This window comes from Mesorhizobium sp. P2_F8 (assembly GCF_056403655.1).
The window spans coordinates 452,142-474,095 of the sequence record NZ_JBFUFB010000002.1; the positions used below are offsets into that span (position 1 = coordinate 452,142).

The 21,954-nt window shown below is 64.1% G+C and carries 17 protein-coding genes; 9 read left to right on the top strand and 8 right to left on the bottom strand.

Features of this window, described 5'->3' with window-relative positions; genetic code table 11:
* Positions 1-23 precede the first annotated feature (23 nt).
* From AC1DZP_RS05885 to ftsZ, 6 genes are all read right to left on the bottom strand, one after another.
* Complete coding sequence (locus tag AC1DZP_RS05885; protein ID WP_477300760.1) at positions 24-1,247, bottom strand: VWA domain-containing protein; 1,224 nt, start codon at positions 1,245-1,247, stop codon at positions 24-26.
* The gene (locus AC1DZP_RS05890) at positions 1,240-3,489 is read right to left on the bottom strand and encodes a DUF5682 family protein (RefSeq protein WP_477300762.1); all 2,250 of its coding nucleotides are present in this window, start codon (positions 3,487-3,489) and stop codon (positions 1,240-1,242) included. The genes AC1DZP_RS05885 and AC1DZP_RS05890 overlap by 8 nt, the downstream gene beginning before the upstream one ends.
* A 4-nt stretch (positions 3,490-3,493) precedes the next feature.
* Entirely contained in the window at positions 3,494-4,573 is a 1,080-nt protein-coding gene (locus AC1DZP_RS05895) for an ATP-binding protein (RefSeq protein ID WP_477300764.1), read from the bottom strand.
* 19 nt (positions 4,574-4,592) lie between these two features.
* Positions 4,593-5,723 carry a DUF5691 domain-containing protein gene (locus AC1DZP_RS05900; protein ID WP_477300766.1) on the bottom strand — a complete coding sequence of 377 codons (1,131 nt, stop codon included), beginning with the start codon at positions 5,721-5,723 and terminating at the stop codon, positions 4,593-4,595.
* Positions 5,724-6,028: 305 nt separating this feature from the next.
* Positions 6,029-7,411: an SWIM zinc finger family protein gene (locus tag AC1DZP_RS05905; protein ID WP_477300768.1), complete on the bottom strand. Its 1,383-nt coding sequence runs from the start codon at positions 7,409-7,411 to the stop codon at positions 6,029-6,031.
* A gap of 200 nt (positions 7,412-7,611) precedes the next feature.
* Positions 7,612-8,649, bottom strand: coding sequence for a cell division protein FtsZ (gene ftsZ, locus AC1DZP_RS05910; protein ID WP_095088258.1), 1,038 nt, complete (start codon positions 8,647-8,649; stop codon positions 7,612-7,614).
* Between the two features lie 371 nt (positions 8,650-9,020).
* On the opposite strand from ftsZ, the gene AC1DZP_RS05915 reads away from it, so the two are divergent.
* Positions 9,021-9,719 (top strand): GntR family transcriptional regulator, encoded by a 699-nt coding sequence (locus AC1DZP_RS05915; protein ID WP_477300770.1) that lies wholly within the window; start codon positions 9,021-9,023, stop codon positions 9,717-9,719.
* Between the two features lie 131 nt (positions 9,720-9,850).
* On the opposite strand, the gene AC1DZP_RS05920 is transcribed toward AC1DZP_RS05915, so the two are convergent.
* Positions 9,851-10,663 (bottom strand): class I SAM-dependent methyltransferase, encoded by an 813-nt coding sequence (locus AC1DZP_RS05920; protein ID WP_477300772.1) that lies wholly within the window; start codon positions 10,661-10,663, stop codon positions 9,851-9,853.
* A gap of 341 nt (positions 10,664-11,004) precedes the next feature.
* Here AC1DZP_RS05920 and AC1DZP_RS05925 point away from each other — a divergent pair, with 341 nt between their 5' ends.
* Complete coding sequence (locus AC1DZP_RS05925; protein WP_477300774.1) at positions 11,005-12,360, top strand: glutamine synthetase family protein; 1,356 nt, start codon at positions 11,005-11,007, stop codon at positions 12,358-12,360.
* A 6-nt stretch (positions 12,361-12,366) separates the two neighbouring features.
* On the opposite strand, the gene AC1DZP_RS05930 is transcribed toward AC1DZP_RS05925, so the two are convergent.
* Entirely contained in the window at positions 12,367-13,227 is an 861-nt protein-coding gene (locus tag AC1DZP_RS05930) for a MurR/RpiR family transcriptional regulator (protein ID WP_477300776.1), read from the bottom strand.
* 131 nt (positions 13,228-13,358) lie between these two features.
* Here AC1DZP_RS05930 and murA point away from each other — a divergent pair, with 131 nt between their 5' ends.
* The 7 genes from murA to AC1DZP_RS05965 all read left to right on the top strand — a co-directional run bounded on the left by murA (position 13,359) and on the right by AC1DZP_RS05965 (position 21,836).
* Entirely contained in the window at positions 13,359-14,615 is a 1,257-nt protein-coding gene (gene murA / locus AC1DZP_RS05935; protein ID WP_477300778.1) for a UDP-N-acetylglucosamine 1-carboxyvinyltransferase, read from the top strand.
* Positions 14,612-15,490: a glucosamine kinase nucleotide-binding domain-containing protein gene (locus AC1DZP_RS05940; RefSeq protein WP_477300780.1), complete on the top strand. Its 879-nt coding sequence runs from the start codon at positions 14,612-14,614 to the stop codon at positions 15,488-15,490. Before murA ends, AC1DZP_RS05940 begins: the two co-directional genes overlap by 4 nt.
* A gap of 180 nt (positions 15,491-15,670) precedes the next feature.
* Positions 15,671-16,594, top strand: coding sequence for an N-acetylmuramic acid 6-phosphate etherase (murQ, locus tag AC1DZP_RS05945; RefSeq protein WP_477300782.1), 924 nt, complete (start codon positions 15,671-15,673; stop codon positions 16,592-16,594).
* Positions 16,595-16,740: 146 nt separating this feature from the next.
* Positions 16,741-18,261 (top strand): ABC transporter substrate-binding protein, encoded by a 1,521-nt coding sequence (locus AC1DZP_RS05950; protein ID WP_477300784.1) that lies wholly within the window; start codon positions 16,741-16,743, stop codon positions 18,259-18,261.
* A 31-nt stretch (positions 18,262-18,292) separates the two neighbouring features.
* A complete protein-coding gene (locus AC1DZP_RS05955; RefSeq protein WP_457152837.1) occupies positions 18,293-19,252 on the top strand; it encodes an ABC transporter permease in 960 nt (319 codons plus the stop codon).
* On the top strand, positions 19,252-20,091 hold the full coding sequence (locus AC1DZP_RS05960) for an ABC transporter permease (RefSeq protein ID WP_477300786.1): 840 nt from the start codon (positions 19,252-19,254) through the stop codon (positions 20,089-20,091). The genes AC1DZP_RS05955 and AC1DZP_RS05960 overlap by 1 nt, the downstream gene beginning before the upstream one ends.
* Entirely contained in the window at positions 20,088-21,836 is a 1,749-nt protein-coding gene (locus AC1DZP_RS05965; RefSeq protein ID WP_477300788.1) for an ABC transporter ATP-binding protein, read from the top strand. Before AC1DZP_RS05960 ends, AC1DZP_RS05965 begins: the two co-directional genes overlap by 4 nt.
* Positions 21,837-21,954: the final 118 nt, after the last annotated feature.

Here is a 21,954-nt window from a genome sequence, read left to right on the forward strand (position 1 = left end):
CCTGGAGGCTATTGTGTTGTGTTTCATTCCAGTGTCTCTGCCTCGGCGCGGACAAGCTTGATGTCGGCGGCGGCCGCCCATGCGCCGATATCCTCGCGGCGCAATGCCGCCGCCATCAGGTCTGGAAACAGATCCGGCGTGCAGGCAAAGACCGGAATGCCGAGCGCGGCAACGGAGCCTGCCATGTTGGGGTCGTAACCGGGCCTGCCCTGGTCGGTCAGCGCCAGCAGCACCACGACGTTGACGCCGGACCGAACAAGTGCTGCCAGCCGCTGCAGCAATTCCTGGCCGTTGCCGCCTTCATAAAGGTCGGTGATCAGCACCATATGCGACTTGGTCGGCCGTTCGATGCGCTCCGCGCAATAGGCGACGGCCTGGTTGATGTCGGTGCCGCCGCCAAGCTGCACGCCGAACAGGACTTCGACGGGATCGCTGAGCTCCTCGGTGAGATCGACGATGGCCGTGTCGAAGCAGACGAGCTTGGTCCGCACGACGGGTAACGAGGCCATCACCGCGGCGAAAATCGAGGCGTAGATCACCGAGCTTGCCATCGAGCCGGATTGGTCGACGCACAGCACAACCTCGTCCAGATCGACCAGCCGGCGCTGTTTGCGCATGAAGCCGACCAGCTTCTCGGGCACGATGGTTTTATGCTCGGGCTGGTAGTGGCGAAGGTTGGCCGAGATGGTCCGCGGCCAGTCGATGTCGCGCTGGCGTGGCCGATTGGTGCGCTGCGATCGGTCGACCGCGCCGCGTATCGCCTCGGCCGTCTTCTGCTCCAACCGCTGCATTAGCTTGGCAACGATATCGGCGATGATCGTTCGGGCGATGTCCTTGGTCTTGGCCGGCATGACCGAGCGCAGCGAAATCAGGTCGGCAACGAGATTGACGTCCGCCTCAATCGCCTTGAGGAACTCTGGCTCCATCAGCATCTGCTTCAGGTTGAGGCGTTCGAAGGCATCCTTCTGGACGATCTGCACGACCTGCGCGGGAAAGAACGACCTGATATCACCCATCCATTGCGCGACCCTAGGCGCCGAACGGCCGAGCCCGCCGCGGCGCCTGCGCGGGTCGGCAGCCGCATCGCCGGCGCCATTGCCATAGAGTGCATCGAGCGCCGCAGAAAGCCGCTTGTCCGTGTCGGAAAGCGAAGTCGATTTCTCATCATCGGCGCCGATCGCCAGGCGCCAGCGGCGCTCGCGTCCGTCCTCGGTGGCGGGTTCGTTCATTTCGGCCGCGTCATCCATTGCCGTTCCCGCCCGTCAGCAAGGGTCCAAGCCGTTCCAGGTGCCGACGCCATGCGGCGTCGCCATCCGGCGTCGGTGTCAGTCCGGCCGGCAGGCGTGCGGTGCGGCCGAGCACCGCTTCGATCAGCCGCCGCCGCTCCATCGAGTCCAGATGCGAGAAGACCCGGCGCAGCAGCGGCAGATGCGCAATGAAGGCATCTTCGTCGAGGGATTGGAGCCAGGCATCGACCGCTCCGCGCAGGGCCTCGTCATAGATGAGCCGTTGACTGGCGGTGCTGAAGAAGCCTTCGAAGAACCCTGCGGCCTCCATGACCGGCGTTCCCGGCGACAGGCGCCGTGCGATCAGGCCCGCGGCGGCGTCGGCGGACAGATGGCCGGCTTCGTAGAGCAGATGCGCGGCGCAGCCTGCCACCAGCGCCGTCGATCGCGATCCATCGAGCACCGCGGCCAGTCCATTGCGCCAGGCGTCCAGCACGTCTTCCCCAGGCTCGACCAGCCTGATCGCTTCGTCGGCCTTGCGCATCGCGCCAACCAGCGTCGTCGAAGCCTGGTCATCGAGGTCGCGGGCGGCATAGGCGAGTGCTATCCCGCCTTCGATGATCAGCCGTTCCAGCAGACCGGACAGGCGGGCCGTTTCCGTCTTGCGCGCCTCGCCATAGCGGATGATGCCGGCGAGCGGCGGCACCGATGCCAGGATTTCCAGGCACTCGCTGCTGTGCGCCGCGCGTTCCTCCAATGCCACGAGACCGGCGGCCGACGCCTCGGACAGGTTTGCCGTGATGGCGCCCTGAACCAGTCCCGCCAGCGCGTCGAGAGAGGCCGACGCGCCGATCATCTGGATCAGCCGGCCATTGGCGGCCTTCTCGATGGTCGGCCCGTAGATCAGGTTCTCGACCAGGCGAACGGCAAATTCCGGCTCCCACGAGAGCGCCCATCGCTCGCGAAAGGTGCCGCGGCTGCGTCCGCTGTCGGTCAAATTGCCCCAATGCACGCCAAGCACGTTCAGCCGGTGCAGCAATGTCGAACGAAACAGCCCGCTTTCGCTGCGCAAATCGATCGAGAGTTCGCGCTCCAGCGCCTCAGGCTTCAGCCGCGCCGCCTTCTGGTTGCGTTGCAGATCCTCGATCAGCGGCGCCAGTGGCGTGTCGGGCGGAATTTCACCGACATCGGCGCCCAGAAGCAGTTCGGCTTCGACCAGCGCCCAAAGCAGCGCTTCGCCGTTGAACAGAGCGGCGATAGCGGCGTCGCGCAATTCCTCGAAACCAGGCTTTGGCCGCTCACGGATCGCGGCAAGCGCACGCGCCAGCCGTTCGGCTTCGATCAGCGAAGCGGTCGAGACCATATGTCCCTTGCCTCTCAGCACCGCCGCGATCATTGCGAGCCACAAGGTTGCCGCGTCGTGGCGGCCGCGCGTCCGCCACAGATGCTTGCACCAGCCGGGTGCGACGACACCAGCGCCATAGCCGAAGCCCAGCGCCAGGCGTGGCCCCGTCCATGGCGCCCAGGTCATCGTGCTCTTGCGCCGGGCGAGCCCCTTGAGAAGGGCCTGGTCCTCTTTCTGCGGTCGCGTCGCTTGCAATGCAGGCACATGCCAGGCGCCGCAAACGACAGCGATCGGCCCCTCGAACTCCTTGCGCGCGGCGGTGATTTCAAGCCGCATATGCGCTTCACGCCTGGCCTCGAATTCGGCAAGCGGACCTTCGCCGTCGCGCAGCGTCGTCATGGCATCGGAAATCGCGGCGAAGATGGGACCCGGCTGCGGGTTCTGCTCGATGATATCGGACCACCAGCTCTCGCCATCTTCATAGCCGGCGGCTTGCGCCAGTGTGCCGATCGGGTCACGCACATGCTGAGCCATCTCGTTGTCGGCAACGGGTTCCGCTTCATCGGCATCGGCATTTTCCGCGTCATCAACAGGCGCTACCCGGGCCGATGACGGCAGGTCGATGAACCGCAAGGCCGCATTGTTGGCGACAGCCCACAGGGCCGCCTGGTATTCCGGCGAAAACTCGGCGAAGGGCCAGAAGCTGGTCGAAGCCGGATCGTCTTCGGGATAGCAGAGCAGCGCCACCGGCGGCTGCATTTCGGCCCGGGCAAGCAGCGGCAGCAACGCGGAGGCATCGGCCGGCCCTTCGATCAGCACGGCGACCGGTTTCAAGTCCTGCAACGCCTGCACCAGGCTGTCGGCGGAGCCGGGCCCGTGATGGCGTATGCCGAAATAGGAAACGTCGCTCAGCGCCATGGCGTCAGATCGCCGCGTTCAAGGCCGCGTAATAGCCGGCATAGTCCGGCCGCTTCTTGAGCACTGTTTCCAGATATTCTTCCAGCACCAGCTTGTCCTGCACCGGATCCTTTATGATCGCTCCGACCAGGCTCGCAGCCAGGCCTTCGGCGCCGAGCTTGCCGCTGTCGAACCAGGCCGCCTGGCTGAGGCCGCCAACCATGGTGGCGATGGCCTCGGCCGTGGACAGCGAACCGGACGGCGTCTTCAACGTCACCTTGCCATCGGCGGTGGCACCGGAGCGCAATTCGCGGAAGATGGTGAGCACGCGGGCGATCTCCTCGCCGACATTCTTCGGCACCGGCAGGTCGAGGCCGCCAGCCATCTCGCCGACCCGCTTGGAGACGATCGCCACTTCTTCCGCCATATCCTCGGGCAACGGCAGCACGACAACATTGAAGCGGCGCTTCAGTGCCGAGGACAGCTCGTTGACGCCCTTATCACGGTTGTTGGCCGTGGCGATGATGTTGAAACCGCGCTGCGCGTAGATCGACGTGTTGAGTTCCGGGATCGGCATCATCTTTTCGGACAGCACGGTGATCAGCGTGTCCTGCACGTCAGAGCCCATGCGCGTCAGTTCCTCGAGGCGGCAGAGCTTGCCGTCCTGCATGGCGCGGTAAAGCGGGGTCGGCACCAGCGCCTCCTGGCTCGGGCCCTTGGCCAGAAGCTGCGCGTAGTTCCAGCCATAGCGGATCTGGTTCTCGTCGGTGCCGGCCGTGCATTGCACGATCAATGTCGAGTCGCCCATGATGGCAGCGGCGAGATGCTCCGACACCCAGGATTTGGCGGTGCCCGGCACGCCGAGCAGCAACAGCGCGCGGTCGGTGGCGAGCGTCGCCACGGCGGTCTCCATCAGCCGGCGGCGACCGACATATTTGGGCGTTATCAGCGTCCCGTCGTCGGCTTTTCCGCCGAGCAGATAGGTGAGAACCGCCTTGGGCGAAAGGCTCCATCCGGCGGGCCTTTGCCGGTCGTCATTGCGCGAGAGGGCCTGCAACTCGGCGGCGTAGGCCTGCTCGACCGGAAGACGGATGACTGCGTTCATTTGCTGTTCTCCCGAGTGATCATGTGTCGATTCCAGGCCCGGCCAGTGCCGCATTGAGGCGCAGGAGACCGAGCGAAGGCGCCGCCGGCGCCATACCGGCCGCAACAACATCCCCAATCAATTTTTCCGCCGTCGCGGCTGTCGCGAGAAAGCCCAAATTTTCCAGTATCTGGTCGGCGCTTCGCTTCAAGGGCTCGTCGTTTCCCGCAACAGCGGAACGCAATGCCGGGAGCGTCTGGCCGTTTGTCAGGTCGTCCCATCCCAGCCAGCCCGCTTCGACGCCTTCGACCTGGATGAGCGCGTGAAGATCGTACGTGTCTTTCACGATCTGTCTGATCAAGGCGCGCTTCCTGCCGCTGTCCAGGCGCGCCATGAGATGGAGGATGAGAAGCGCCGGCTTGCCGCCTTCGGCGACAAGTGTGTCCGCCAAATGCGCCACCGCTGCATCACTGCCGGACACCGAGACCATTCGAACGAGGAAGAGATCGGCATTGTCGTCGACGCCGAACTGCCATGCCCCAAGGAAATCGGACTCTGTCTTGCCGAAGTGGGCAGCAAGATCGCCCAGGTAACAGGTGGCAAACAAGTCGCCGCGGCGTGCTTCCTGCGCGGGCGCCTTGAGTCTTATCGGTGTATAGGTGGTGCGGCGGCGGATGAAGCCGGATTTGCCTTCGGCGATGAAGGCGGCGAGCTCGGCTGTCGGATCTTCCGTCCCGCCATCGCCTGGGTTGCCATGCTCTCCCAACCTTGCCAGCAGCCGGCCAGCCAGTTCGCGCACCCTGCCGGAGCGGTCGGCGGAGAGGCTCTTCAGGAATGGCACGTCATCGGCGCCCAAGCCGAAGCGCATGAGTTCGATGAGTGCGGATCTGATCTCCGCCGGCTCACTTGACCCCTTGGCCTCGATCAGTTGCCTGGCCAGCGCCGGAGCGGTGCGGCGCATATCGGCCAGCGCGGTACGGCGCGCAGCGGGATAGAAATCATCCCAGGTTTCCACGGTCAGTTGTTCCCGGCGGGATTGTTTCTCGCCACCCACACCGGCTTGCCAATCGACCCAGGGGGCATAAACGTCCGGACCTTCCTGATACGACGCAGAGGGCATCCAATCCATTGGATGCAGCACGAAGCCTCGGCTGGCGACGAGCGTGGCCACGCGTGTCTTGGTCCTTGCGTCGGCTGCATGCTTCAGCGCGGCTCGCAAAAGCGGCCGCAGCCGCTCCGGCAGCATGGGCAAGGCAAGTTCAGGCAGTGGCGGGCGTTGTTTCAGCATCTTCGGCGCGGCTGGCCGCAAGGCAATGTCGAGGGCCTGCGCGGCGATTGCCAGCAACCGGCGCTCGCGCTCGTCGGGGTTTGCACTGCTGGCGATCTGCTGCCATGCAGCCGGAGCCAGGTCGAAGGCGGCGCCGCCGGTTATCCAGCAGTCGCGCATGGTCGCCAGGCCGGTCTGCTCGATCTCATTCATGACAGATCAAGCCTCCCAAACCCGCTTTGCGCCGCCAGGAGTTCAAGCCGGCTGCCGTTCCAAAGTGCGGCCGTTGCCTTGAGGTCCAGCCCAAGCAGCGTTGGATTGACGGTGTCGGCGATTGGCAAGGCGATGCCGTGCGGATCGCCAGCGGCCTGCCACCAGGCGGCACCGCGATCGTCCAGCAGGATCGCTCCGGGCGGCAGCATGACGGGGCAATCGGTAACCCAGGGCGCGGCGTCCTGGCGGGCAACATGGGCCGCCAGCGGATCCGACGCGTCAACGCCGAAATCGGGCCAGTCGCCGGACGAGACGTCACCCCTGCGGTCCGCCACCAATGCCCGCAGCGGCTGGCGCGCCGGATAGAAGATCAGCCGGGCTTCGAAACGATCGCCCGGCGTGAACGCGTTCGACCGGCGACCGGCCGACGCCGGAAAATAGTCGAGCAGCAGGGCAAATTGCGAGGTGGCGCTGTTCAGGTCGAGCAGCCAGGTCGAGTGGCTGACAAGACCGTCACGGCGAGATTCGATCTTCTCGCCGAGCACTTCCCAAGCGCTTTCGACCTGGGTCGCATCGGGATTGGCCAGCACCTGTTCGCGGCTCTCGGAGGTCGAGACCAACCGCCTCAGTTCCGGGTCATCGGGTGCCGACCGCCAGGCTTTGGCCAGCAGCACAAGCTTGCCGAGTTCGCGGATCGCCGCGTCCGGCCGTTCCTCGCTGCGCAACGCCATCAACCTAGACGGTATCTCGTCGATGCGGCCGGCAAGTGCCGTCGCCTTCATGTCGACCAGCCGCGCGGCAATCCGGCGGCAACGATCGCTGCTGTTGTCGACAAAGCCGGCAAGGCCAAGCCGCAACTGGTCGGCGATCCATTGATCCAGTTCATCCAGTCCTGCGGACACGGCGGATCGCGTGTCTTCTGCCCGCTTGCGCTGCGCTGCCTCGCGGCGCTCAACCGCGGCCGCGTCCTCGACGACAGAGCTTTCGTCGCGCGCGGCTTCGCCGATGCTCTTGCCTCCCGCACCTTGTGTCGGTTCTACAGGTTGCGACGTGGTCTTCCTGCGGCGGCTCAGCCAATCGTTCACCCATTCCGGCGTCGAGCCGGCCGCGGCGAAGCTGGCCGGCGCGGTGGCAGCGATCCACATCAGCGCCAAGGAGTGCTTGCAGGGAAATTTCCGCGACGGGCAGGTGCATTTGTAACCATGGTCGCCGGTGTCGACGACCACACGGTAGGGATTGGAGCCGGAGCCCTGGCATTCGCCCCAGATGAGAGCCAGCTCTTCGTTCTTTTCGAGCCGGGGCCAGTTCGATTGCTTGGTCAACTTGGAAGCGGCGCTCAATGACGCCTGGTCGGGCGCGAGCGCCTCGATGGTTTTCAAGTCAAATTCCAAGCCGCGCCTCTCGTCACTCGAACGAATGCCGGTTGCCAGTATAGATGGCCGTCTGTGAAGGATTCTTGTAGCAGCAGAGGGATAGAGACCGATACAGCGGGCCGCAAGCTAAACGGCGCTGAGCAAAGCCGTTACGCAGGCGTTGTCAGGCAACCTGACCCTTTGCCAGGGATGTGCGCAGAAGATGGCTACTGAAGCGTCCGCGCTGGTGGCTGGCCGACATGGCCCCGGGCGATGCCGGCATCGGCGTCCTCTGCCCCAAAGGCGCGATCGAGCCCGGTCGCCACCACAGAAACCCTGAAGCGGCCTTCCATGCTCTTGTCGAAGATGGCGCCAACGATGATGTCGGCGTCCTCATAGACCTCTTCGCGGATGCGGGTGGCGGCCTCGTCGACCTCGAACAGGGTCATGTCCCTGCCGCCAGAGATCGAGACCAGGACACCCTTGGCGCCCTTCATCGACACTTCGTCCAGCAACGGGTTGGCGATCGCGGCTTCCGCCGCCTTCATCGCCCGGCCGTCGCCGGAGGCCTCGCCGGTTCCCATCATGGCGCGGCCCATGTCGCGCATCACCGATTTGACATCGGCGAAGTCGAGATTGATCAGGCCTTCCTTGACGATGAGATCGGTGATGCAGCTGACGCCTGAATAGAGCACGCGGTCGGCAATGACGAACGCATCGGCGAAGGTGGTCTTGGCATCGGCGATCCGGAACAGGTTCTGGTTCGGGATGACGATCACCGTGTCGGCACTCTCGCGCAGCCGCTCGATGCCCTCTTCGGCCATCTGCATGCGGCGCCTGCCCTCGAAAGCGAAAGGCTTGGTGACGACGCCCACTGTCAGGATGCCGGCCTTGCGCGCCGCCTGGGCAATGATCGGAGCAGCACCGGTTCCCGTGCCGCCGCCCATCCCGGCGGTGACGAAACACATATGCGTGCCGGCCAGGTGATCCATGATCTCGTCGAGCGATTCCTCGGCCGCGGCGCGGCCGATCTCGGGGAGCGATCCGGCGCCCAACCCTTCGGTGACATGCGCGCCAAGCTGGATCAGCCGCGTTGCCTTCGACATGGTCAGCGCCTGCGCGTCGGTGTTGGCGGCGATGAATTCGGTCCCCTGAAGCTGCTCCGCGATCATGTTGTTGACGGCGTTGCCGCCGCCACCGCCGACGCCGATAACGGTGATCTTGGGTCTCATTTCGGAGATTTCGGGCTTCTTGAACTCGGCCATGCCTGTTTCTCCTTCGCCAATTGCGCGCTTCACGATCCATCCGCAGACTGCCTGGGGAGATTGCAATCGAGCGGCATGACGCGAATCAGTCCGTTCGGATGGGTACCTCAAAAAGCCAGAGAGCGGCCAGAGGTGCAAGTGCAAGCAAGGTCAAGTTTTGTGATGATGGTTTTGCACACCGTGGCATGGACGCCGGCAGCCAAGGCCTCGGCTGTGCCGACACGGCTTGCGGCGCTGCGATCGCTGCGTCTATCATGCCGGACGAGAAGTCGCTGACTTCAGCGTTCTCGCCGCGTTCGGCCAGCCAAGACTATCTGCGGCTGATGTCGTCAGGGTCAATTTCAGAACGAATGAAGTAGCGCCCCCCGCCAATGGCCGACAAAACACAATTCGGGTTGACCGCCGTCGACACCGTCCCCTTGCATGAGAAGGTCTATCTGGAGCTTGTCAGAGCCTTGATGTCCGGCCAGTTCTTGCCCGGCCAGAAGCTGACCTCGCGCAAGCTCGCCAAGGAACTCGGCACCAGCGACATGCCGGTGCGCAGTGCCTTCATGCGGCTGCAGGCGCTGCGGGCGCTGAGCCCGATGCCGAACGGCAGCGTGGAAGTGCCAGTCATTTCGGCAGAGCGATTTTCGCAGTTGACCGCCGTGCGGACGATCCTCGAAGGCTCGGCGACCGAATTTGCGACAAAGCTCATCAACGGCAACAACCTGCGGACGATCCGACGCCACTCCACCGACCTGACTCTGGCGGCCCGCAAGGGCGATATCGATGACTATCTGCGGAAGAACTACGACTTCAAATTCTCGATCTATCGCCATTGCGGCAACGAGCAGATGATCTTCCTGATCGAGACCGTCTGGATGCAGGTCGGCCCTTTTCTGAGGAACCTGGCCATGGGGTTCGAGGACGATCTCGCCTCCATCCTCGACATCGACTATCACGAGGAGGTCGTCGCGGCGATCGAGGCCCAGGATGGGGAGCGCGCGCGCTCGGCCATCGTTCGCGACATCGACGAGGGCGCCACGCATATTCTCCAGCAGGCGCGGTTTCCGGAACCGAGAGCCTAGAGCGGTTCACCGTTTCACGGAAACGCCGAACGGCTCTATCTCTTTGTTTTGACGCAATTCCCTTAGGGAAAGCGCTACGCGCTTTTCCCGGGAAAGCCGTTTCACACTTTTCCTGGAATTGCTCGAGGGCGCTAGACCACGGCCATGATCACGTGGGCCTGAATTTTGGCGGCAATCTCGCCGCGGCCATGTCTGTCCGCAATCGCGGAGGCGGCGCAGTCGGTTGCAGCTTCCAGTCCTCCCGCGCCCCTGGCCTCGATTTCGTTGCGAAGAGGAGTTCCCTGGCAATAAGCAACGGCCGCAAGGCGCGGCGAGGATGCACGACTTTGTTCGGCTCTCGTCTCGATCACCACACGGGAGAAACCCGCGTCCTCCAGTTCGCTACGGATCAGGGCCGTATCGTGGTAGCCGTGTGGCGTGCGTGCCATAAAGCGCGGCGGATCATTCGGAAACATTCTTGCGAGAGCATTCGTCACATCATTGGCAAACACATTCTCCTCGAGGCGATCCCATACGTTGAACAGAAAATGACCTCCGGGCTTCAGGACCCGCTTTGCTTCTCGGTAGCCAGACGGGCGATCAGGAAAGAACATCGCGCCGAACTGACAACAAACGAGGTCGAAGGCCGCATCTTCGAACGGTAGTGCCAAAGCGTCCGCCTGGCGCCATTCGATGCGACTGTCGGGACCTTGTTGCGAAGCGGCGTAGTCGAGCATCGGCTGGTTGAGGTCGGTGACGACATAGCTTGCGCCCGGGGGCAGTTTTGGCGCCAATGCGCGGGTGACAACCCCGGTGCCGGCGGCGATCTCCAAGACGGCACTTGGCGACAGGGACGCTGCTCGTCGTGCAAGATCCGCGGCGAACGGCTCGAAAATCAACGGCACCATATAGCGGTCGTAGTTTTCCGGAATCGAGCCCGCGAACACCTTGTCCGTTTCTGACATCACCACCACCCGCCATCATTCAAAGCGCTCGAGACTAGCACATAATTGTCGGCCTGGTCGCTTTTGACCGAGAGGCTCCAGCAGCATATGCAGCTATGTCGGCGGAGAGCCGCGGCAGTTCAAATGCCCCCTTGGCTTTCCGCTCTCTTGCCTCTATGTTGCGATCGCAGATCGCGCAATTGGTTTTGAAATGCCTCCCGACATCCCGGCTAGTGACTTGAAAAAATAAGAAAAACGCCTGGCAATGGCCAGGTTTCGTTTTCGAAAACTCACGAGCTATTTTTACCAGGGACAGTGTAGCCGATCAGGCTGCGGCACCTTCAAAAACCAGAGGTTACAAATTGAGCGATGCAATTGCGGACGTTTTGAACTGGCTTGAAAGCAGGAACGACATCCAGAGCCTGCGGGCGGCTGTGTGCGACCTCAACGGCGTCATGCGCGGCAAGCGCATCCCGGTCGAGCAGGCGCGCAAGGCGCTCGAAGGCAAGCTGCGCATGCCTTACTCCCTGATAGGGCTCGACATCTGGGGCGAAGACATCGAAGGCAACACGCTGGTTTTCTCGACAGGCGACGCCGACGGGCTTTGCCAATGGACAGGACGCGGCATTCTCCCGGTGGCCTGGACGGCGCATCCGACGGCGCTTGTCCCGCTCTGGCTCGCTGACGAAACCGGCGCGCCGTATCTTGGCGATCCACGGCGGGCGTTGGCCCGCATTCTCGATCGCTACAAGACCTTGGGATTGACCCCGGTCGCGGCGACGGAACTCGAATTCTACCTCGTCGATCCGCAGTCGCAGCGGCCGGTCGGGCCCGTCTCGCCGGTCACCGGGCGCCGGCTCGATTCCGATGCGGCGCTGTCGATCGACGAGATCGACGACTTCGAGTCTTTCATCCACGACGTCTACGAAGCCTGCCGAACGCAAGGCATTCCCGTCGACACGGCCATTGCCGAAAATGGCGTCGGCCAGTTCGAGATCAATCTGAACCACGTCGCCGACGCCCTGCGGGCGGCTGATGATGCCGTATTGTTCAAGCGCACGGTGAAGGGCATCGCCCGCAAGCACGGCTTTGCTGCCTGTTTCATGGCCAAGCCCTATGGCGACCGCGCTGGCAACGGCTTTCACGTCCACTTCAGCCTGACCGACGCCGAAGGGCGCAACGTTTTCGACGACGGCACGGATCAGGGTTCGGAGATCATGCGCCATGCGGTCGGTGGCCTGCTCGCCGCGATGGCCGAGAGCACGCTGGTGTTCGCGCCGCACTTCAATTCATACCGAAGGCTGCGTCCGAGATCCTATGCGCCGACCGCCGTGGCCTGGGGCTACGAGAACCGCATGGTCGCGATCCGCATTCCCGGCGGCCCGACCGGCGCGCGTCGCATCGAGCATCGCGTTTCGGGAGCGGATGCCAATCCCTATCTGGTGCTTGCCGCCATATTGGGCGCCGCGCTGATCGGCATTGAAAGGCAGATGTCGCCTGGCGATCCGACCGGGAGCGACGGACAAGGGCTTGTGCCGGCCAAGCTGCCGCCGGACTGGGCATCGGCGATCGCCAGTTTTGAGAGCGGAACACATGTGGCCGAGATCTTTCCGGCGATCCTGCGCGACTCCTTTGTCGCTTGCAAACGCCAGGAGTTGAATACGTTCGCCCTCAATGTCAGCGACTTCGAGATCGAGACCTATCTGGAAAGCGTTTGAAGCATTTTACGAGGACAGCTCGGCCTTCAGCACCGAGACCGCCACCTCACTGTTGTGGACATACTCGTTGGCGTCCGGCTGCTTCTGCACCAGCAGGATGAACAGAAGGTCGGTCAGCGCCAGCTGTGCGTCGCGCGCGGTGATGGAGGATGAGCGCGCACGCTCCTCGTCAGCGATGGTGTAAAGGCAGATGTCGGAGACCCGGCTCAGCGGATTGTCGTGGACGCCGGTGACGGCGATCACCATCGTGCCGCGCTTGCGGGCCAGCTCGGCGATGCGCAAGGTTTCGATGCTGGCGCCGGAATAGGAAAGTGCGAACAGCACATCGCCTGGCCCGAGCGTCGAGGCATTGGCCATCTGGACGTGGCTGTCGCTGTCATGCAGGACATTGCGGCCGAGCTTCATCAGCTTGTAGGAGAAATCGCGCGCCACCAGCGAAGAGGCGCCGACCCCGACCAGATGGATGCGGCGCGCGCCATCCAGCAATTCCAGCGTCCTGGAGATGATCCGCTCGGTGTTGGCGGCGACGGTCCGCTGTATCGACAGAAGCTTGCTGCCGACCAGCTTCTTCAGGATGACCTGGTAGCTGTCGCCGACCTCGATCGAGCCATGAATGACGCCGGCCGGCACCTGCCATTCCTGCGCCTTGGCCTCGCTGACGGCGAGCTTGAGCTCCTGATAGCTGGCATAGCCGAGTTTCTGGCTGAACTTGACCACGCTCGACTGGCTGCGTCCGATCTCGGCCGCAAGTGCGGCCGTCGACAGGCGCAGCATCTGGTCGGGATTGTCGACGATGTACCGGCCGATCTCACGATCGCCAGGCGCCATGCCGTCGAGCTTCGCATTGATCCTGTTCAGAACGGACACGAGATTCCCTTACGCTTTTCAGGTCGACAAGCCGCACAGCGTGCCGCGATAGGAATAAAATATTCCAATTCTGATTGACAGCCAAGAACGCACAATTAATTCTCGAACCTCATCACACAAGGTTTCGGCGCATGGACAGATTGCGGATCGTGGGCGGACAGAGACTGGAAGGCGCGGTCACCATATCCGGCGCCAAGAACGCCGCCCTGCCGCAGATCGCGGCAGCCCTGCTCAGCCCCTACCCGCTCGAACTGACCAACCTGCCTGATGTGACCGACGTCGAAAACATGCTCGGCGTGGTGCGGCTGCACGGCGCGGAAGTGACGAGGTCGGCGCATACCGCGACGATCGACACCAGTGCCGCCGTTTCCAAGGAGACGTCCTACGACACGGTGCGAAAGATGCGGGCGACCGTGCTTGTCCTGGCGCCGCTGCTGGCCCGGTTCGGCCATGCACGGGTTTCGCTGCCGGGCGGCTGTGCGATCGGCGCGCGGCCGGTCGACATGCATGTTGCCGCACTCGCGGCACTCGGCGCCAGGATCGCCATCGAGAATGGTTCCATCGTCGCATCGGTGCCGAACGGGCTGACCGGGACGCGCATCGTCTTGAGTTCGCCGTCGGTCGGGGCAACGGAAACCGCGATGATGGCGGCGGCCACGGCAAAGGGCGAAACCGAAATCCTCAACGCGGCGCGCGAGCCCGAGGTGGCGGACCTCGCCGCGTGCCTCAACGCCATGGGCGCGCGCATCGAGGGCGCCGGCACGCACCGCATCCTGATCGCGGGCGACACGAACTGGCATGCCGCAAGGCACGACATCATCCCGGACCGGATCGAGGCCGGCACCTATGCCATCGCCGCGGCCATCACCGGTGGCCAGCTGGAACTGACCCATGCGCGGCTCGAGCATATGGCCTCGGTGGTGCAATTGCTGGAAGCAACCGGCGTCAGCGTCTGGCCGGGCGACCGCGGGCTCATCGTGTCACGCGACCGGCCGTTGAAGGCTGTCGACGTCACGACGGAACCCTATCCGGGGTTTCCAACCGATCTCCAGGCGCAGTTCATGGCGCTGATGTGTTGCGCCGAGGGAGCATCGCTGCTGCGTGAAACCATCTTCGAGAACCGCTTCATGCATGTTCCCGAACTGATGCGGCTCGGCGCCAACATCAAGCTGCAGGGAACCACGGCGTTGGTGCGTGGTGGCGCCAAGCTGCATGGCGCACCGGTGATGGCCACCGACCTGCGCGCTTCGGTGTCGCTGGTGCTGGCGGCGCTGGTGTGCGAGGGCGAGACGACCATCAACCGCGTCTATCACCTCGACCGCGGTTATGAACAACTAGACCGTAAGCTGCGGCTGTGCGGCGCCGATATCGAGCGGCTGAGCGCATGAACAGCGCGGATTATTTTCTCGGCGTCGATGGCGGCGGGACCGGGTGTCGCGCCCGCATCGAGGACACGGATGGGACCGTGCTGGGACAGGGCCTGTCGGGCCCGGCGACCACGCGGCTCGGCATCGATGCGGCCTGGGCCTCCATTGCGAAAGCCTTTGGCGCGGCGATCGAAGAGACAGGCTTCGGACCAGCCGAGACAGCCAGAATTCGTGCCGGCATCGGCCTTGCCGGCATCGGCCGCAAGGGTGCGCTGGAGGCGTTGCGGGCGATCGCGCATCCGTTTGCCAGCATCGATTTCGTCAGCGATGGCGTCGGCGCCTGCCTTGGCGCGCATTCCGGCCAGGACGGCGCCATCGTCATTGCCGGCACCGGCTCGATCGGCCTCGGCTTTGTCGACGGCCGCGACCTGCGTGTCGGCGGTTACGGCTTTCCGATCTCCGACGAAGGCAGCGGCGCCGATCTTGGACTGAAAGCCGTGCAGCTGGCGTTGCGCGCCCACGACGGCCGGCATGAGCGGACAGCACTGTTGGCGGAGGTGATGCAGCGCTTCGAGGGCGACCCGATGGCAGCGGTCGCCTGGATGGACCGCGCCAGCGCCACCGACTATGCGGCGCTGGCGCCGATGGTGATGCGCCATGCCGACCAGGGCGATCCGGTCGGGCGGCGCATCGTGCAAGGCGCGGCCGAGCAGATCGACACGCTGGTGCGGGTGCTGTTCGAACAAGGCGCGCCGCGCGTCACCTTGCTGGGCGGCCTGTCCAGTGCGCTCGAGCCCTGGCTCTCCCCCGATGTCCGGCGCCGCCTGAAGCCCGCTGATGGCGATGCGGTCTCGGGTGCGATCATCCTCGCCAAACGGTCCTGCGGCGGGCGATAGCGCCCGGCCCCGTTAGGAATAATATATTCCATATTTCTGTTGACGTTGCGAATATCAAATTCTAAAAAGTTAACAAACGAAAACAGGGTAGCAGCAAACGGACACAGCGTCCGTGTGCGCTGGCGCCGGTCGGGAGCTCTGCTCAACGCCGGCCGTGCCGCACGATTTGAAAGCACTGGGATGACCGAACAAGGGTTGATGTCCGAGCTGGACCGGCTGATTTCCGAGGGCCGCAACCCAAGGACGATGGACATCGACCTGCTGCCGACCATCGATGTGCTGCGCAAGATCAATGACGAGGACGAGGCTGTCCCGGCGGCTGTCGAAAAGGTCGTGCCGGAAATCGCCGCCGCGGTGGACCGCATCGTGCTTGCCTTCCAGAAAGGCGCGCGGCTGATCTATATGGGCGCCGGCACCAGCGGCCGGCTCGGCGTTCTCGACGCTTCGGAGTGTCCGCCGACGTTCGGCGTGCCCGAAGGCATGGTCGTCGGCCTGATCGCTGGCGGTCCCGACGCCCTGGTGCGGTCGACGGAAGGCGCCGAGGACGATCCGAAAATGGGCGCGAAGGCGCTGCTGGAGATCGGGCTCACATCAGACGACGTGGTCGTCGGTATCGCCGTCAGTGGGCGCACGCCCTATGTCATCGGCGGATTGAGTTATGCGAAGCAAGTTGGCGCGGCGACGGTCGCCTTGTCCTGCAATCCGGCCTCGACCATTGCCGGCATCGCCGACATCGCCATCTCGCCGGTTGTCGGGCCGGAAGTGCTGACAGGCTCGACCCGGCTGAAATCGGGAACCGCGCAGAAGCTGGTGCTCAACATGCTGACCACCGCCAGCATGATCCGCATCGGCAAGAGCTACCAGAACCTGATGGTCGACCTCAACCCGTCCAACAAGAAACTGGTCGCCAGGGCAACCAGGATCGTCATGCAGACCACCGGTTGCGCGGCGCAGCAAGCCAAGCAAGCGCTCGCCCAGACCGGCAACGATGTGAAGCTGGCGATCCTGGTGACGATCACCGGCATGGGCGTCGAGGAGGCGCGCGTGGCTCTCGGCAAGGCCGGGGGCTTCCTGCGAAAGGCAATCAGCGACACGACGGCATGAAGCCGCATGAGACACGACGGCAAAGCCGCATGAGACAAGACGGCGTGAAGCCGCATAGACTGGGCCGATACTCCAAAGCATGTGTGTCTTGGAAGCGGTCCGCAGAAACTGCAAGGCATCGAGTTCAATCATAATGGGAGACGAGAATGGTTCACCTCACAAGAAAGCTGCTGTCGGGCATCACGCTGGCCGCGATGCTCAGCGTGGCCGCGGTTTCAACGCAGGCGAATGCAGCGACACTGCATATGGCCTGGTCGCAAGACGCCACCGGGCTTGATCCGCACAAGCAGACGGCCTTTTCGTCGCTGCGGCTGCTGGAGCTGATCTATGAGCCGCTGGTGCGGGTCGACGCCAGCCTGCAAATCATCCCCGCCATCGCCACCTCCTGGGAATTCTCCAAGGATGGCAAGGAGCTGACCTTCAAGCTCGATCCCAAGGCGAAATTCCAGGACGGAACCGCGGTGACCTCGGCCGACGTCAAGGCATCGTTCGAGCGCATCCTCGACGAGAAGACGGGCGCGGCCGCCCGCGCCAACTTCCTGTCGATCGCCAGCATCGACACGCCCGATGCGACGACCGTCGTGTTCCATCTCTCGCAGCCCGACGTGCCGATCCTGACGGCGATGAGCGACGTCAACGCCGCCATCGTTCCGGCAAGCGAAATCAAGGCCGGTTCGATCGGCACCAAGGCGGTCGGCTCGGGACCGTTCAAGCTCGACAAATGGGACCCCAACGCCAAGGAAGTTCTGAGCGCCAACAAGGATTGGGCCGGCGGCCCGACCGGCGTCGATGGCATCGAGATCAGCGTGCTTCCCGATGAAGCCGCGATCCTGGCCGCCATGCGCACCAAGCAGATCGATTTCGCGCTGCTCAACGACCCGCTTGTCGCCACGCTGGTGCCGAAGGAAGCCAGCCTGCAGCTGAACCGTGTGCCGGTGCTCGCCTATCACGTGCTGCAGCTCAATCCGTCGCGCAAGCCGATGACGGAGCTCAAGGTGCGCCAGGCCATCTCTTGCGCCGTCGACCGGCAGGAGGTGCTGGACACCGCTTCGCTCGGCGAAGGCAAGGTCACGGGACCGCTGACGATCCCGGCTCTAGCGACCGATCCGAGCCAGCTGTTCTGCTACAAGCGCGATGTCGAGAAGGCCAAGAAGCTGATGGCGGAAGCCGGCTATGCCGACGGCTTTTCGGCGACAGTGATCGGTGCCACCGGCGAGCCGCCGACGGCGGCGGCGGAAGCCCAGGTCATCCAGTCGCAGCTGGCCGAGATCGGCGTCAAGCTCGACATCAAGATGATGGAGCTCAACGTCTATGTCGACGCCTGGCTGAAGGGCGACTTCGACATGGCGATCGCCCTCAATGGCGGCCGTGCCGACCCCTACACCATGTACAACCGCTACTGGACCAAGGCAGGCAATTTGCAGAAGGTGGCCAACTACATCGACGACACGCTCGACAGCCAGATGCAGAAAGGCCGCGCCGAGACCGACCCGGCGGCGCGCAAGGCGATCTTCGCCGAGTTCGAGAAGCACCTCGCCGAGATGTCGCCATGGATCTGGCTCTACACCTCGTACAGCTATACGGCGCAGCAGAAGAACATCGCCGGGTTCGTACCGACGCCGACGGGCACGCTGTTCAGCCTGAGCAAGGTGACCATCCAGCAGTAGCCGGCGGCCTTGGACGAGAGGACTTCTTCGCGTGAATTATCTGATGCGACGACTGGCGACGTTTCCTCTCGTCCTGCTTGGCGTGTCCATCCTGGTCTTCGTTGCGATCCGGATGGTGCCGGGCGATTCGATCACGGCAATGCTGGGCACCGAGGCGGGCCTGCTGACGCCGGCGCAGCGTGACTCGCTCGCCGCCTATTTCGGCATCGACCAGCCCTGGTTCGTCCAGTACTGGCGGTGGATAGGCGGCATCCTGCACGGCAATCTCGGCATCTCGGTCACCTATGGCCGGCCGGTGCTCGACGTCATCGTCGAGCGCTTCCCGCTGACGCTCGAGCTGGCCATCCTGTCGATGATCATCGCGCTTGCGGTTGGCATGCCTGCCGGGATCTTTGCCGCCACGCACAATGAGAAACTGTCCGATCTCGGGGTGCGCATCGTCGCCATGCTCGGCCAGTCGACACCGAGCTTCGTGCTTGGCCTGCTGATCATCTACACGCTGTCGGCCGGCTTCGGCGTGCTGCCGGCGATGGGCGAATTCGCGCCGCTCTGGCAGGATCCCTTGCGCAATCTCAGCCAGCTGATCCTGCCTGCCATCACGCTCGGTTTCGCCTTCGCAGCCTCGGTCACCCGCATATCGCGTTCGGCCATGCTCGACGTGCTGAGCGACGACTATGTGCGAACCGCGCGCAGCAAGGGCGCCTCGGCGCGCAGCGTCATCTGGCGGCATGCGCTTCCCAATGCGCTGATCCCCGTCGTCACCCTGAGCGGCATCGAGTTCGGCTATCTCCTCGGCGGCGCCGTCATCGTCGAGCAGATCTACGCGCTGCCCGGTCTCGGACGCATGGTGCTGGATGCGATCCAGCAGCGCGACTATGCGCTGGTGCAAGGCGCCGTGCTGTTCATCGCCTTCAACTTCATGATCGTCAATCTCCTGGTCGACCTCGCCTACGTCGCGCTCGATCCGCGCATCCGGCTGGGAGAGCCGTGATGCGCATCCTGCGCGCCATCTTCGGCCACGGCAGCGGCCGCATCGGCGGCATCATCGTCGGCGTCTATCTGTTGGTCGCCATCCTCGGCATGCTGGGGCTGACGCCGCACAATCCCATCACGCAATACCGGGTCGACCGGCTGCATGCGCCCAACGGCGCCTACTGGATGGGCACCGACCTGTTCGGCCGCGACGTCGCCAGCCGGCTGATGGCGGGCGTCGGGCAGTCGTTCACGGTCGCCTTCTTCTCGGTCGCCTTCGCGACCCTTGCCGGCACCGTGCTGGGGCTGGCCGCGGCCTGGCTCGGCCGCCGCTGGGACGGCGTGTTGATGCGCATCATGGATGTGCTGCTGGCCTTCCCGGCAATCCTCTTGGCGCTGCTCATCGTCACGGTCGCCGGGCCGGGCACATGGACCAGCGTCGTTGCCATCGGCATCGTCTACACTCCGATCTTCACCCGCGTCGTGCGCGGCCCCGCTTTGTCGCTCAAGGCGCGCGAATTCGTCGACGCCGCCCGCACCTTCGGCAGCAGTTCGAGCTACATCGTGACGCGCCATTTGCTGCTGAACCTGGTGGCGCCGTTGACCGTCCAGGTGACGCTGGCGCTGGCCTGGGCGCTGCTGACGGAAGCAGGCTTGAGTTTCCTGGGGCTCGGCACGCAGCCGCCCGCCGCCTCGCTCGGCCTGATGCTGAGCGACAGCCGCAATCTGATGGAGACCGCGCCGTGGCTGATGATCTTCCCCGGTCTGGCGATCATGATCAGCATCCTCGGCTTCAACCTGCTTGGTGATGCCTTGCGCGACATCCTCGACCCGAAGATACGGAGGGCGCCGGCATGACCCCGCTGCTGTCCGTCTCAGATCTGCGCGTCGGCTTCGGTCGCAATCCGCAAGCCAATGAGGTGGTGCGCGGCGTCAGTTTCGACCTCGCCGACGGCGAGACACTGGCCATTGTCGGCGAAAGCGGCTCGGGCAAATCCGTCACCGCCTTGTCGATCAACCGTCTCATCGATTTCGGCGGCGGCCGCATCACCGGCGGCGCGATGAAGTTGAAGCGGGCCGATGGCAGCGTCTTCGATCTGATGAGCGCCACTGAACCGCAACTGACCGGCATTCGCGGCGCCGAGATCGGCATGATCTTCCAGGAGCCGATGACCTCGCTCAATCCGGTGCTGACCATCGGCAGGCAGATCGAGGAATCGTTTCGGCTGCACCGTGGGCTGACCGGCCGGCAAGCCACGGCGGCGGCCAAGGATGCGCTCGACCGCGTGCGCATTCCCGACGCCGCGCGGCGGCTGAAATACACGCCAAACCAGCTGTCCGGGGGAATGCTGCAGCGGGTGATGATCGCCATAGCGCTGGCCTGCAATCCGCGCCTGCTCATCGCCGACGAGCCGACGACGGCGCTCGACGTCACGGTGCAGGCGCAGATCATGGCGCTGCTGGCCGAGTTGAAGCGGGAAACCGGCATGTCAATGATCTTCATCACCCACGACATCGGCCTGGTCGCCGGCATCGCCGACAGGGTGATGGTGATGCAGAACGGGCAGGCCGTCGAGCAAGGCGAGCTGAACCAGATCCTCGACAATGCGCAGCATCCGTATACGCAGCACCTGCTGCAGGACGTGCCGCATTTCGCCAATGGCAGCGCGACACGCGCCGACGGGCAGCGCGACACGGGTGCAAGCAAGGAACCGGCCTTGAAGGTGGATAACCTGGTTGTACGATTTCCCCTCAAGAGCAGCTTCTTCAGCCGCGCCACAGGCGCGGTGCATGCCGTCGATGGCGTCGATTTCGACCTGATGCCCGGCGAGACGCTGGCCATTGTCGGCGAGAGCGGTTCGGGCAAATCGACCACCGCACGCGCCGTCCTGGGGCTGGTGCGGTCGACACGCGGCAGCTTCTCGGTCGGCGTCCGAAAGGCTTCGGCCGAGCAGAGCGCCCTGCCCGTGCAGATGGTGTTCCAGAACCCCTATGCCTCGCTCAATCCAAGGCTCAGCATCGAGAGCATCCTGGCCGAGCCGGTGATCGCCACCGGCGGCCGGGTGAATGCCGAGACACGGGCCAGGATGGCAAGCCTGCTGGAGCGCGTCGGCCTGCCGAAGAACAGCCTTGAACGCTACCCCCACGAATTCTCCGGCGGCCAGCGGCAACGGCTGTGCATCGCCCGCGCGCTGATGCTCAACCCTTCCGTGGTCGTTCTCGATGAAGCAGTGTCGGCGCTCGATGTTTCGGTGCAGGCCAAGGTGCTGGAGTTGCTGGTCGACCTGCAGCGCGAGTTCGGGCTGGCCTATCTGTTCATCTCGCACGACATGGCCGTCGTCGAGCGGATCGCGCATCGGATCGCCGTCATCTATGCCGGCCAGATCGTCGAGATCGGCGACGCGACCTCGGTGCTGTCGAAGCCGCAGCATTCCTATACGAAGAAGCTCATTGCCGCCGTTCCGACCATCGACCGGCGCCACGAACATTTCGAACTCGACACGCGCCAGGTCCCCTCCCTGGTGCGCCCGCAGGGGTACGAGCCGGCGCCGGCGAGATGGGAGCAGTTTGGGGCTGATCATATGGCGAGGGTAGAAGCGTGAGATCAAGAGTACCCCCCTCTGGCCTGCCGGCCATCTCCCTCTCAAGGGGGGAGATTGGCAGCTTCACGCTCCGTGTCTTCGTCTCCAACGTTGGAAGTTGGCGAAAGCCAAGATGGCA